Origin of the sequence: Methanobacterium bryantii (assembly GCF_002287175.1) — an archaeon.
Taxonomy (GTDB): domain Archaea; phylum Methanobacteriota; class Methanobacteria; order Methanobacteriales; family Methanobacteriaceae; genus Methanobacterium_D; species Methanobacterium_D bryantii.
In genome coordinates this window covers 114,027-127,202 of the sequence record NZ_LMVM01000012.1, presented here as the reverse complement: position 1 = coordinate 127,202, position 13,176 = coordinate 114,027, and the positions used below count along the sequence as shown (strand labels likewise).

Annotated in this window: 13 protein-coding genes; 4 read left to right on the top strand and 9 right to left on the bottom strand. The window is 30.8% G+C overall.

All coding sequences use genetic code 11. From position 1 onward, the window contains the following. Window positions 1-12: 12 nt before the first annotated feature. The 4 genes from cas5 to cas6 are packed head-to-tail and all read right to left on the bottom strand — an operon-like array spanning window position 13 to window position 3,854. Window positions 13-663: a CRISPR-associated protein Cas5 gene (cas5, locus tag ASJ80_RS06095; protein ID WP_069582320.1), complete on the bottom strand. Its 651-nt coding sequence runs from the start codon at window positions 661-663 to the stop codon at window positions 13-15. A 13-nt stretch (window positions 664-676) separates the two neighbouring features. Further along, window positions 677-1,606, bottom strand: a complete 930-nt coding sequence (gene cas7i / locus ASJ80_RS06090; protein WP_069582319.1) for a type I-B CRISPR-associated protein Cas7/Cst2/DevR — start codon at window positions 1,604-1,606, stop codon at window positions 677-679. After that, window positions 1,603-3,108 (bottom strand): hypothetical protein, encoded by a 1,506-nt coding sequence (locus ASJ80_RS06085; RefSeq protein WP_069582317.1) that lies wholly within the window; start codon window positions 3,106-3,108, stop codon window positions 1,603-1,605. Before ASJ80_RS06085 ends, cas7i begins: the two co-directional genes overlap by 4 nt. 23 nt (window positions 3,109-3,131) lie before the next feature. Continuing rightward, window positions 3,132-3,854: a CRISPR-associated endoribonuclease Cas6 gene (cas6, locus tag ASJ80_RS06080; protein ID WP_069582314.1), complete on the bottom strand. Its 723-nt coding sequence runs from the start codon at window positions 3,852-3,854 to the stop codon at window positions 3,132-3,134. Between the two features lie 544 nt (window positions 3,855-4,398). Between cas6 and csa3 the strand changes: the two genes are divergently transcribed. Beyond that, window positions 4,399-4,992 (top strand): CRISPR-associated CARF protein Csa3, encoded by a 594-nt coding sequence (gene csa3, locus ASJ80_RS06075; protein WP_069582310.1) that lies wholly within the window; start codon window positions 4,399-4,401, stop codon window positions 4,990-4,992. A gap of 304 nt (window positions 4,993-5,296) precedes the next feature. Here csa3 and ASJ80_RS06070 read toward each other — a convergent pair whose 3' ends face one another. Then, window positions 5,297-5,509, bottom strand: a complete 213-nt coding sequence (locus ASJ80_RS06070) for a hypothetical protein (protein WP_069582305.1) — start codon at window positions 5,507-5,509, stop codon at window positions 5,297-5,299. Window positions 5,510-5,649: 140 nt separating this feature from the next. On the opposite strand from ASJ80_RS06070, the gene ASJ80_RS06065 reads away from it, so the two are divergent. After that, window positions 5,650-5,967, top strand: a complete 318-nt coding sequence (locus ASJ80_RS06065) for a hypothetical protein (RefSeq protein WP_069582304.1) — start codon at window positions 5,650-5,652, stop codon at window positions 5,965-5,967. 752 nt (window positions 5,968-6,719) lie between these two features. Here the strand turns inward: ASJ80_RS06065 and ASJ80_RS06060 are convergent. Together ASJ80_RS06060 and ASJ80_RS06055 are read right to left on the bottom strand one after the other, a co-directional pair. After that, window positions 6,720-6,902 carry a hypothetical protein gene (locus tag ASJ80_RS06060; protein ID WP_069582302.1) on the bottom strand — a complete coding sequence of 61 codons (183 nt, stop codon included), beginning with the start codon at window positions 6,900-6,902 and terminating at the stop codon, window positions 6,720-6,722. Next, a complete protein-coding gene (locus tag ASJ80_RS06055) occupies window positions 6,903-7,226 on the bottom strand; it encodes a ribbon-helix-helix domain-containing protein (RefSeq protein WP_069582299.1) in 324 nt (107 codons plus the stop codon). An 852-nt stretch (window positions 7,227-8,078) separates the two neighbouring features. On the opposite strand from ASJ80_RS06055, the gene ASJ80_RS06050 reads away from it, so the two are divergent. Both ASJ80_RS06050 and ASJ80_RS06045 read left to right on the top strand, forming a co-directional pair. After that, window positions 8,079-8,444, top strand: a complete 366-nt coding sequence (locus ASJ80_RS06050; protein WP_069582289.1) for a response regulator — start codon at window positions 8,079-8,081, stop codon at window positions 8,442-8,444. A gap of 128 nt (window positions 8,445-8,572) precedes the next feature. Beyond that, window positions 8,573-8,953, top strand: coding sequence for a response regulator (locus ASJ80_RS06045; protein WP_176720169.1), 381 nt, complete (start codon window positions 8,573-8,575; stop codon window positions 8,951-8,953). Window positions 8,954-10,509: 1,556 nt separating this feature from the next. On the opposite strand, the gene ASJ80_RS06035 is transcribed toward ASJ80_RS06045, so the two are convergent. Both ASJ80_RS06035 and cfbB read right to left on the bottom strand, forming a co-directional pair. Continuing rightward, window positions 10,510-11,667 (bottom strand): oligosaccharide repeat unit polymerase family protein, encoded by a 1,158-nt coding sequence (locus ASJ80_RS06035; RefSeq protein WP_069582268.1) that lies wholly within the window; start codon window positions 11,665-11,667, stop codon window positions 10,510-10,512. A 97-nt stretch (window positions 11,668-11,764) separates the two neighbouring features. Continuing rightward, the gene (gene cfbB, locus ASJ80_RS06030; RefSeq protein ID WP_069582265.1) at window positions 11,765-13,111 is read right to left on the bottom strand and encodes a Ni-sirohydrochlorin a,c-diamide synthase; all 1,347 of its coding nucleotides are present in this window, start codon (window positions 13,109-13,111) and stop codon (window positions 11,765-11,767) included. Between the last annotated feature and the right edge of the window lie 65 nt (window positions 13,112-13,176).

Below are 13,176 nucleotides of genomic sequence, written 5' to 3'. Positions count from 1 at the left end.
TAATAATTAAATTTAAAAAAGAAAAATGTTCTCACCATCAAAATTGAATGTTTCGGTTTCTCCACTGAAATTTTCATCTTTAGGAATAGATACTGTTTTGTATTCAAGTGAAAAATTTCTTCCTGCTTGAATAAACTTGTAGGGAATTTTTTCAATTATACAATTTTCATGTATTCCCTCCACAGCGCAAAATGTTTCTTTGGAAGCAACTTTTCCGATTTCTACAGGCTCAAAAACATTTATATCAATGAGTTCATCTGATCCGCCTATATACAACGGTCTTTTTGGATTTTTCAATGCACTGTATATGTCTTGGATTTTTCCTTGTTCACCTGCAATGTAAATGTCATAAATTGGATTTACAAGAAATTCCTTGAACATTGGTGATGAAGGAAATGTTTTTTGATATTTTTTTCCATTTCCTTTTAGTTTTAGAACCTTTGCCATTTCTGTGGAACGATTAACATTATTTTGAAGTTTTATTCCGATATTTATCCAATTTTGAACTCTTAAATCATCTCTTTTAAGTCCTAATGCATTAGATATGATTCCTCGAATTGTAGTAAATGGAGGAATACTATAAGAACTAATTAAGCTTGTACTTGTGGATTTTCTGAAAGTCGTAAAATAGAGAGCTTCTATTCTAAATTTTAATCCAAACATTTGATTCACTATCTTATTGTGTAGATAAATAAGCCACTGCATCATCAATAGCATCTTTTGGAGTTTTAATTTCCATATTTTTTTCTTGGAGAGTGTTTTTCACAAATTCAGCATCTTCGTTTTTTAATATTCCTGAAATCATTCCAAAGAACAATTTATCACTGTATTTTGAAACTTCTTCTAAAATTTCTTTAAATCTCTCTTTATTTAACTCTCCTTCTTCATTAAGTTCAAATAATTTTTGTAGTCTGTGAGAATATATATTTTGTAATGATATGACAACTAAATCTGGTGTAAAATCTGTTAAAAGCCTTGCTTGTTTAGAATAATCAGATATAAATCCTATTCCTTCAATTATTTTTTTAATTCGGGATATCTTTTCATTTTCATCGATTTTGTCTTCTATGTCTGCAGTTCTGTTTTCTTCATCTATTTTCTCCTCTGCTCCAACTCTTAAAAGATCAATTGAGATTCCACTTTTGTATATATTTGTTCCCATTTCAACATTTACAATGTCTCCTTCCATTTTTGTTCCTTCTGTTACTCTATGCCTCCTTGTTAAAAAGTCTACATTAGAATTTTCATCAAATGAAAAAAGACCAATAGCAGGAGATACTTTAACAGGAGAAACTCTCGTTATAGCTCCTTTTCCTTTTATAGTAGTCATGAAACCAAATAAATCACAATTAATGCATTTAGAAATATCCCCGCAAGTTTCTCCTTTATCATCAGGGATACACATGTACTCATCATTATTTAAATTCCGTCTAATGGCTTCTCTAAGATAAAATCTCATTGCTTGGCCACTTACGTAAGGATACTCTATTCCATTTTTTTTGTACTTTTTAACATCGATATAGTTGCTTTCCCCTTCTCCTGCGTTTAAATTTGTTAGATCTGTCTCAGACAACCATACTACATTTATTCCTTTTAATTCACTCATTCTTTTTCTCCCCCTCTTGAGCCTATTGCATAATACATTGATGAATAAACCACCAATAAATCTCTGATTTCTTCCCATTGCTTTTCATTATCTTTTAAAATATGTATAAGTTCATCTAAAGCCATTGGTCGAACTTTAGCTTTTTTTAAGTCAAGTCCAATGAGTTTTCTTGATATTTCTCTTAAAACCCCCCAAAACTCCCCAATATTCCTAGTTTTATCTAGTTTATACAAAAGACTTAAATTATTCTTGGAAACTTTCGCTATTATGTTCCCTACGCTTTTAATTGAGCCTAAATTCTCTTTAGATATTCCCATTTTTTTCAACCTCCAGACATATATTAAAGTTTCAAGATTTTGTCTTGATTCAGCATGATTTTCTTTTAAAAATCCAACATTGCCTCCTTTTCGTGGTACCAATGTCTTTGCAAAATTTCTAAAATCATCTACTAATATCGATTTTGATAATTTTTCCCTAATTTTGTTAGTTGTTTCAAAATCTACAGAAGAACCTTTAGGATTATTCAAGTAAAATTGGATTTGATTTATTAACTCACCATATATTCTAATATCTTCTTCGGACATTTCTTTTATTACAGAAAGTGTAGAATCTGTTAAATTTAGTATTCTTAACTTTATATTCTTCACAGAGCCTAATGGAATCTCCATAATAGCCCAATCTTTTCCAACAACATTTTCAGACTCAATATCCATTAAAAACTTTTCATAAAAACAAAGAAGTGTACTAAACTTTTCAGGAGTTCTTTCTGTTTTATTTTCATTAATATTCACTCTTATATTTGAATATCTCTCCGATTTATTTAAAAGGGGCGCATATTCGCCTTTAAATTCAATTAAATCTTTAAGATTATCAAAATATGGCAAAAATATAACTGATTTTTTTTCTTTTATAAACGTTCTATAAATTATTCTAGTATCTAACCATTCAAGTATACCTATTAAATAACATTTTGGACAAAAATTATCATGATATTCTCTAAAAGCATGGAATTCGCCATCTTTATATGTTCTAACTCCTCCTAAACTCTTTATTTTTGTTACAAAAGGATAAGTTGCTTGTTGTAATTTTTTATATGGCTTAGAAAATGTTTTTCCACACATAACACAAGTTTTTTTACCGTCCTTTTCAATTAAATCGAGAATTTCAGATGTTGCTTTCTTAGGTTCTTTATAAATATTTTCTTTAAATGCAACTTTTCCATCAATCTTTTTGCCTTCCTGAATAAGAATAAAATCTTTTTTTACTTCCTTTTTTTCACCCGTTTTTCTATCTTTTTCGATTACAATTAAGTTAAAAAGGTTAGATTCAACTAAATTAACTAATAGATCATTTAATTCCCCTTTACTTTCATAATTTATCATTAATGTTTCTTTGTTAATATCCATGCCAATTTCATCATCAAAATCTTTCAATAAAGCATATAAATTTTCAACAGCATTATCCATCCAGATATCATTATAAAGAGGTATTTTAATTTCCATAGTTTCACCAAATGTTTAAACTATTAATTAACACATTCAACCATTCCAAATCCCATACTGTTCTTCTCTCCAAGCCCACAGTCATAAACAAATTCCAAAAGCCTCTGGTCAGCTTCAATCTCAAAATTCATCATATATCCCCTGTGAAAATTCCCCTTAATATCAATCCTGCGCCTCTTGGCAGATTTCATGTCAGGCCTAAGCCTCAACCATCTATCACCGTCAAAGTCACCGTAAAACTTAACGTACTTATTTACAAGGTTTTTCTGGACGCTTTCATAAAATCTCTCGTCTCCAGGCCCTAAATCCCATATTTTAAGCTTTCCATCAACTTCTCGCTTTATCCTGGCCATAACTGGAGACATAGTTCTCATTTTCATGCTTTCTTTAAATACTGGCCTTTTTAGAAGCTCAATCTGTTCAACTAACAGTTTATCCCCTTTAAAATCAACTTCAGTGTTTTCAAGGTGGCCTTCAACAAGGCTCTTTATCAGCTCATCGTTGGGCGAAGAAATATAAAATTCAAGTTTTCCATCCCTGGAAATAACCCCTCGTTTTGTGAGCTTAAACTCCGGAACGTAGATCTGTGAAAAAGTAAAAAATTTGAAATCCTTTGAAAAATGGAGTTTGCTGGCCAAATCTAGGTCAGCTATCTTACGATAAATAATAGCAGAAAGAATATGGTTGTAATTATAAGGAATTAAATAATTACCGCTTGATGATGCTAAACTTATTTTTAATCTCATTCCCCTTCACATCCTACTTTATTACATTAATATATAAAGTTTCTTATTCTGTTGTAATTGGAAATTGAAAATATAACGCAAGGGCAGCATTATATCATGTAATACTCACTTTAATTCTTTTATCACATGAAATATTGCATATCAATTCCCTTGTTTTAATAAATTTCACTTGAAAATATTGTAAATGATAGTATATAAATGTACATGTTTTTCATTGACATATATATGACAAGCTATAACTAATGATAAAATACCTGTAAAATAAACATTTTACATTTACAACTAAGCCAAATGTACATCCATTAAATAGAAAAATAACAAGACGCCATGAAATTAATTAAAAAGAAATATAAATAGAGTACAGATATAGATTTAGTATATATAATCTAAATCAAGGAATTAGTTTAAATCCGCCCATTTAGGATTATAACTCATAAAGGAATGTTTTTGATCATCCTTTTTTCTAAAAAGGTTGATTGAAAAGAAATATAAATAGAGTACAAATATAGAGTTAACATATTATATTTCTAAAACGGTGTGTGTAATGGAATATACTTTAATCTCAACAATTTACAAATTAGAACCTGTAATGTTCTGCATCACCCAATTCTCCCCTAAAAGAATTATCCTTTTAAGTGAAGACGACGCTCCTCCCGAAAAACTTGAAGCTGAACGAATTCTCCAAGAAACAATTGGAAAAGTAATAGACATAGAGAGTAAGCCAACAAGCCTTTACAATGTCGTGAAAATAGCACATGATACCGCTGAAATTATAGACGAAGAATGCGCACATGGAAGAAAAATTATAGTTAATATCAGCGGCGGCAGGAAGCCGCAGGCTTTAGGTGCACTATTTGGCTGTTACGCAAGACATAACGATGTTGAACGGATTGTATACGTGACAGAAGAAGACCGAGAAGTAGTGGATCTCCCCATTCTTAACTTTGGAATTTCTGCAACCAAACGGATGATTCTAGAAGAGCTTGAAAAAGGAGAAACTTCAGTTAAAAATCTTTCTGTAAAGGTTGGAATAAGCAGGGGGATGATCTACAACCATATAAGAGAATTAAGGGAAATGGGCTTTATTTCAGCAGATAAATTAGAAATAACAAGTGCAGGCCAGCTTGCTATTATTTAATTTGAATTATACGTCAGCTTAACCTATTAGGGCTTAAAATATAAAAAATAAAGTTGTAAATCTGTTTAATGATGTATAAAACTCATTTTATTTTAAACTTAAAAAATTTTATATAGATAAAACTACACACAAATATTTGTCTAACTCCGAATTTTTGTTTAATCGGGTAAGTTTGTGACTTAGGACGTGATAGCGTGGCCTAAGCGAAACAAACTTTTAATTAAAAACTATTTTTAAGTAAATATTTTAAGTATCATCAAAGTTAAAATCAGCTATTTATTTTATAAAGTAAATTTAAAGTAATTCACTTCTTTTCCTGTTTTTCTAGACAGTCACGCGCGATTAAAATCAGTTTAGAAAGCTCCATGCTGACAGAACCCTGTTGCATCCCAAAATCTTCAAACGCTCTTCTGTTAAGGAATTCTGCAGCTTCTTCAAGAATAGTGGCCCTTATATATTCCTTATTTTCTTTAGAAGTGTTTTTCCACTTTTCCATAAACTCTTCATCTTTTGCCATGAAGCTATTTTAACAAATAAGCATACTTATACATTTTTAATTTGATATGTATATATATTGTTATTTTAATAAATTGCGAAATTTATATATATTAAACTTGCTAAATGACAACATAACAAAATTAGGGGGGAGCTGAAATAATGGGCAAGAGTGCAAACAGGATTAAAAAAATTACAGATAGTAATTTAAAACACAAAATGACAAGTAATGAAAGCGAATTAGTATCCATGCTGATAAATAAAGTGATTAAGACAAAAAAAACTGTTTCAAAGTCAGATAAAATTGAAACTCCTCAAACTACATCCCTTGATGTCCTTTTTTTAATAGACGAATTTAAATGCAGATTTGAAAAACTCGGTGAAAAAGCAAAAGAAATTGCAGTAAAAGACGGCAGGGCTGTTGTAACTTATGATGACGCCGAAGAGGCACTTAAACAAATACGGACAGGAAAAGATTAATTCAATTAAACACGTTTAGTAATTTAAAAATCATGCCAGTATTGAAACGTTACAAAAACTACAATTAATACCATTTTAAATAAAATCAGACTATTTTAGGATTGAAATCAGATATTATTAACTTCTAATTTTTAATAATAAATTTCATAGTATATAATATTAACTATTTTAGCCCCCTTTAAACAGCTTAAATTTGTTCTAAAAGGACAATATTGCTCCATAAATCAAAAAGAAATTTATATTATAAAATATTTGTATTAAAAGTATCTTGACTAATATTATGTAATAATTAGCATGTACACTGTCTTTAGCTAAATCAGGACCTAGTAACTAGATCCTTAAAATAAGTTATACGGAGAGTAAGAGTCAACCGAGGTGCTTGAAGGTGGTCACTCTATACGCCCCACATAAAAATTGTTAATAGAAAATAAAGTCTTTATTATTTTCACAGCAGCACATAGAGTTCCATGTGATTAAAACAGGTATAAGTTATAACTTATAATTAAAAAATAGATTTATTTAATTTGAGTATTATCCACAATCTTATAATTTGATTGTAACTAATGAATAATAGATCAGTTAAACGACGTTTTACGAATTTCAATCCCTTTAAAAATTCGAAACATACAAACACAAGGTGTTTGCAGCCCTCAAACATTCTATGTTCAGGACCGGTGAAATTATAATCTCCTACGGCCACAAAACCATCGGTTTTGTAAACATCCCCCAATTGCAGGTTTTCAAGGGCACTTTTATTTTTTCAAAATTTTCCATTCTTTTACTATAATACATTCTGCATTATCTCTTAAAACAACTTTTTGTGCCTTATGTCTACCTGATTTTATAATAACTTTCGGTTGAGAGGTTCTTCTAGCTTCACAAACTATTCTATCTCCTTTTAAAGTAGCTCCTCTATCGGTGTAAATTTCAGACATTTATACTTCTCCTAAACGACCTTCTTTTGCAAGTTCTTCTGTTATTTGCATTACAAGTTTTAGATCTAATTCTAAATCATCCGCCACTTCATCTTCGTAAGCTTGTTGATATTTTTCATAGTATCCTAAAACTTCCTTTTTGGCAGTTTCATAATCAACATCTTCAGGTATTTTAATTATCTCTATTGACCGTAATTTATCTCGTATAGCTTCTCTTGCAAAATCAGAGTTGCTCAGGTATATTCCAGCCTCTACCAACTGAGTTATTTTTTCATATTCGTTCGAGGTTACCTTTGTACCTACAGTTTTGTTTACATATGTCACACTGCATATTATGTATGGTTAACCATATAAAACTTTAGTTTTATACCCCCATCATATTTAACTTCAAAATTTACAATTTTGACTTTCTTTATTCGTGTTTATGGTTACAAAATCTAAAAATATAACCATTTTAATTTGTTGCCTGCAAACCTGTGATTTACGGTTCGCAAATACTCCCCAAGTATTTGGTGCATGTGAAAATAAAACATTTAAAAACCGAAAGTTTTTGAAGGCTTCGATTTCCGAAGCCTACGGTTTCTCCAACATTGAAATTCATGGATTGACCGACCATATAAACATTTTTCTAAATTCTATAAATTTTAACAGATTTTTTTTGCATTAAATTTTCATTTATTTTTATTTGCAACACAGCTAAATTATTATATTTTTAATGTTTAACCTTGTATCTTAAAATAATAATATTATTTCTAATATATTGTATTTTAATTGGTCAATTAGAATTAAATTAATTTTAATTATAATATAATCAATTAATAATAAATTTATATAAATTTTAATGTAAAGTAACAAATTTTGAGTTAATTTAGTTTATTTTTCATTATTGTAGTGATATTGTTAATGTTTAAATTAGTATTATGTACTTATTCTGTAAAATAAAGCGTAGAAACATTAAAATAGGATAAAATGGAAATATGGAGTTTATTGGGATCATTTTTGATCTCTGTTTAAGAAACGGAGGCATTAAACTGGTAATGGAAATGATGATATAATGAAATTAAGATCATATTTGATCTTTATATTACAAATAAAGGCATTAAAGAGCAATAAAGGAGAATAAAAGATTTGTTCGGCGATAAAAAACAGGATGAATGATACAAAAGGAGAAAATATATGACCATAAATATTCTTATCGTAGAAGACGAAGGCATTGTAGCCTTAGATCTCGAACAAAGATTAAATTCATTGGGGCATAATGTAAGTGGTATAGTAGCTTCAGGCGAAGAAGCATTAAAAGCTGTAAAAAACAGTAAAATTGATTTAATTCTTATGGATATACATTTAAAAGGACAATTAAATGGTATTGAAACTGCTATTTTAATAGAAAAAGATTTTAATATCCCTATTATTTACAATTCCGCTAATTCTGATTCAAAAACGCTTAAAAAGATTAAGAAAACTGATCATTATGAATATTTAGTAAAGCCTTTTGATGATAATAAACTGCAAAAAGCTATAAATAATATCCTAAAAATTTAAATAATATAAATAAATAAGAAGTAATGATCACTATTAATATTTTTTTTAAGTTATAAATGGTTTTATTTTCTTAAAGCATATATCCACTTAATTGTCACTCATAAAACTTTATTATCAACCATATTAAAGTGAACGAAGGAATTTATGTGTTAATTAACGTTCTCATTGTTGAAGATGAAAAAATAATATCATTGGATCTAGAACAAAAGCTTAAATTAATGGGTTATACTGTTAATACTGCATGTTCAGGTGAAATTGCATTAAAAAAAGTAAAGAACAACAAAATTGATCTTGTTATTATGGACATATATTTAAACGGAGAGTTAGATGGTGTTGATACTGCAATAGAAATTAGAAAGAATTATACAATCCCAATAATCTACATTACTGCCAGTCATGATCTAAGAACACATAAAAATATACAACAGACAGAACCATATGCATATTTAAAAAAGCCTTTTGACGATAATCAATTAGAAGAAACCATTAAAAATATAAATTCTTATTAAAAATAATTTTTTTACCCTGTGCACGATAAAATGGAAAGCTTGATTTATCTAAAGCAAATAAATTATTTCTATGTTTTTAAGTAATCACATGCAATTAAAATTAAATTAGTGTGTCCCCTTCTTATTTGATGTTCTTCTTTTGATAGATGAATTTAAAACCAGATTCGAAAAACGGCAAATAGAGATCACAGCAAGACAACAGGACGGTTATAACTTATGAAGATGGTGATGAGGCACTTAAGCAAATGTGGGCATGGATATGCTAATTAATTTAAAAATAAATAAACTAAACTATTTTAGGTTGATCTAAAATTTATTTTAGCTGCAGCTAAAAACTTTTTAACTTAAACAAAAGGGGATAGGGGGACGAAACTTCTAAAAATCTGGAAGTAAAATACTGGAGATAATATCTCGCCCCCTGTTTATTAGTAGAATACAATACATATTCATACTTTTCGGTGCTACAAAAGACTTACCGTCAAAAATAGGTATTATTAGAATTTTTTATGAGTTAATCAAGGATTATATACAATATATGATAGATCTTGTAAAAAAAATAAAAAACCCCTGCAGAAATTCTATGAATTTTAGAAAAATGCAAAGCATTTGAAAATCTTCGATTTTCAATGTGTAAAAATTGAAAATTTTTACAACATTTTTCTAACCGGAGGAAACATAGTTTCCTCGGCCACAAAAACAAAGCATTCGAATCTCCGATTCGATGCGTCAAAAATTTATGAATTTTTGACAGTTTTTGTAGGCTATCACAATCTTTGATTGTGATGCCCCAAACGTTGCTCAAAATCTATGATTTTGGCACAAGCAAAAACGGAGTTTTTGCATGCTTCGCGTTTGAGGGCTCCCAAAAATCGAAATTTCGATTTTTGAGGATTTCTGCGGCCGTCGAACACGAAGCCCTCAAAATCTATGATTTTGGGGCCTGCAAATCTTCGATTTGCGGTTCAGGAAATCGAAGATTTCCTTCAACGTCAAAATTGAAAATTTTGACAGTGCTCGGTGCATCGAAATAAAAATTTCGAATGCCGAGAATCGATAGCTATCAAAAACTCTCAAAACCGAAGGTTTTGAGGCATGTGAAAATCTACGATTTTCACAGTTGCGAAATTTCATTTCGCAAACATCAAAAAATCCAAGGATTTTTTGAAAGCTTCGTTTTTGATGTTTGCAAAACCAAAGGTTTTGCAACCGTAAAAAATTGAAAATTTTTTACATGCCCCAAAAAATCTCTGATTTTTGAGGGATTCACCGGCCTCAAACACTGCGTGTTTGGGGGTCCAAAAAACCAAAAAGGTTTTTGGGAAACTTTGGAATTACAATGAACTCCAAAGTTATTTGCCAAGCCTTATTTTAAAAAATTAAAAGAACCGCCTCCGATCCTATAATTTTCCCTACTTTAATTAATAAACTCCATCATATATAATATTAACTATTTTAACGTAGTATTACCCTTCTAATTTTGCTTTAAGTGGGCAGTAATACAGCATAAATAGAACAAGATTTGTATAGTACTAATTTAATGAAATAAAAAAAAATAATTAAATATTTTCAGGTTTTGAACCCTTTTTTGAAATTTCCCATACAGTTTTAGCGAGCACCACAAGGGCTATACTTGCAAGTGCGTAAAAGAACCATCCGTGGAAATCAGTAGGTCCTGTTTCCGTCCAGATCAGAGTAGAAGCCAGAATTGTAGCATAAATTGCTGTAAATGTTCCGTTCATTAATTTTTGAGCTGAATGTACTAATCTTAAAACCAATCCTAACACAAACATCTGTATGGCAAGGGCAATATAGCCGAAATCAAGCATTGCAGCACCAAATATAGTTGGAGTGATCATTTTGTGATATCCAAGAACTACATCTCCCACTATATATCTTGGATGGCCTGGTGTGAATGTGTTATAAAACAGTGCCCCATGTGTAGCTCCTGCCATGTGAACGATTTTATCAAAGACCATCATGGTAAATCCTGCCCTATAAAAAACTAATTGAATAGGATTTAGGGTCCACTGCTGCCATTCAATAGATTTGACTGCTATATATCCCACTGCAATCCCGATAACTGCTGCAATCGCTACAAATATTAAAAAATGTTTAAATTTCAGCCCTTTTACATAATAAAGAGTTATAAACAGGCTGATTAATATAACCATTGTGGTGGTCCTGTAACCCGTAGCCACAAACAGCACTAATCCTATTAAAGCCAATAAATAATACCATTTCTTAGGATATTTTGCAATTAATATATTTATTGCAGGTAAAAACAGGAGATATGAAACTCTCCATAGATCTGTAGTTGCTTTCGCCTTTAAATAACCACTAAAAAGAGGAATACCTCCTAATAAATAAGTATTTAGAAGTTCCAGGAATAATGCAACTAAAACAACTGCAAGTACAACTTTTTCAGATAAAAGATAATTAAGCTTAGAACTCTGCAGTTTACTCTTAAGTTTATCCTTTGAAATACTATTCATATCCAATTTAGGTATTAAATTGAATTTACCAATAATTTTAGGGGTAAGAGCACCTATAATAAAAAACAACGTTCCAAAAAATACTGCAAACAGCGTTTCACCCGATACAAAATCTAAACCTCTTAAGTGATACTGATATGCAACGAGTGCAAGTGATACATATAAAATTATTACCGCTACCATGATATATGGTGAAAATATATCGACGTTTTTAACTTTCATAATTTTTCCATGCTAATTTTTTAAGTTTAATTAAATGATAATTTTTATTAAATTATACAGTTTCTTTATCTGCATTCTATAAAAAGTTTCGCGAACCTTAGTTATCTCCAGCACTTCTGGTAAAGTTAGAGGCGAACTGAGGGCACGCTGCAACATGTGTATGTACATAGCTTGCAACTGTGTTTTTACTCATGAGCCCGTCCAGTGAATTTTCTATGCCTTTTCCCCTGAGTATTTTAAATGCATAGTCAGGTTTACCGTTTACCATGACTTTTGAGTAGTGGAACTCATGCCCCCTGAAGATGTCGCCTTTTTTTGTAATTATATTATCTTTTTTAGCTTCAGAAATCACATAACTTAAACCCTGAACTTTTTTAGTCATTACAGAATCATAATTGAAAATTTCACACATTTTTTTGCCGTTTATAGAGTTTGTAAGGTACATAAGCCCCCCGCATTCAGCATAAATGGGATTCCCATCCTTATGGAATTTAAGGACAGACCTTCTCATAGATTTGTTCTGCTCAAGTTCCCTTGCAAAAATTTCAGGGTATCCGCCGCCGATGTAAATTCCATCCACATCAGGAAGTTCTTCATCTTTAAATGGGCTAAATGGAACTACTTTTGCATTGTTAGCTTCCAGAGATTCTATGTTTTCAGTGTAATAGAAGTTGAACACTTCATCCATGGCAACTCCAATTTTAACCTTTTTCCTGTTTCCTTCCTGCCATGTGTTCTCCCTTCCTTCAGGCAGCTTTTCAGCATTTTTCATTGTAGAAATGAGGGCATCCATATCTATATTTTCCTTGATAATTTCCCCCCATTTATCAATATAACTCAATAAATTTTCACGTTCTACTGCAGGTACAAGCCCAAGATGTCTCTGTTCAACTTTAATATCGTCATTCCTTTGTATTCCGCCAATTACATCTACACCCGCCAGTGTTTCAACCGCTTCTTTGGTTTTAAGGTAGTGATTTTTATTTTTTACCTGGTTTAAAATTACCCCTTCAATTTTAATGGTCGGATCAAGTGTTTTAAACCCAATTACAACTGCAGCTGCACTTTTTACAAGACTTCGAGAGTTTAAAATAAGTATAACCGGCGCATCAAGCGCTTTTGCAATGGATGCAGTACTCCCGACATCGTCAATAGGGCTTATTCCTTCATAAAGTCCCCTTACACCTTCAATTATACCAAAATCGGCCCTTGATGTATCTAAACCCCGCTCAAATGAGGTACGTATTTGCCCGTCGGACATGAAAAATGAATCGAGATTCCGTGAATTATTTCCAGTTGCAAGTGTGTGATAAGATGTATCTATGTAGTCCGGACCCGCTTTAAACGGCTGGACTCTGTATTCTTCAGACAATGCCTTCATTATGCCTGTTGAAATGGTTGTTTTCCCTACTGCACTTCCTGTTCCTGCTAAGACTATTCTCATATAATGTAATAAGGTGATGTGTTATTTAAAAATTTAGTTTGAAAAAGTAGTGAAGTTATGAATTG

Coding starts and splice junctions, on each gene's coding strand:
- cas5 (WP_069582320.1), bottom strand. CDS start 663: ATGTTTGGATTAAAATTTAGAATAGAAGCTCTCTATTTTACGACTTTC.
- cas7i (WP_069582319.1), bottom strand. CDS start 1,606: ATGAGTGAATTAAAAGGAATAAATGTAGTATGGTTGTCTGAGACAGAT.
- ASJ80_RS06085 (WP_069582317.1), bottom strand. CDS start 3,108: ATGGAAATTAAAATACCTCTTTATAATGATATCTGGATGGATAATGCT.
- cas6 (WP_069582314.1), bottom strand. CDS start 3,854: ATGAGATTAAAAATAAGTTTAGCATCATCAAGCGGTAATTATTTAATT.
- csa3 (WP_069582310.1), top strand. CDS start 4,399: ATGGAATATACTTTAATCTCAACAATTTACAAATTAGAACCTGTAATG.
- ASJ80_RS06070 (WP_069582305.1), bottom strand. CDS start 5,509: ATGGCAAAAGATGAAGAGTTTATGGAAAAGTGGAAAAACACTTCTAAA.
- ASJ80_RS06065 (WP_069582304.1), top strand. CDS start 5,650: ATGGGCAAGAGTGCAAACAGGATTAAAAAAATTACAGATAGTAATTTA.
- ASJ80_RS06060 (WP_069582302.1), bottom strand. CDS start 6,902: ATGTCTGAAATTTACACCGATAGAGGAGCTACTTTAAAAGGAGATAGA.
- ASJ80_RS06050 (WP_069582289.1), top strand. CDS start 8,079: ATGACCATAAATATTCTTATCGTAGAAGACGAAGGCATTGTAGCCTTA.
- ASJ80_RS06035 (WP_069582268.1), bottom strand. CDS start 11,667: ATGAAAGTTAAAAACGTCGATATATTTTCACCATATATCATGGTAGCG.
- cfbB (WP_069582265.1), bottom strand. CDS start 13,111: ATGAGAATAGTCTTAGCAGGAACAGGAAGTGCAGTAGGGAAAACAACC.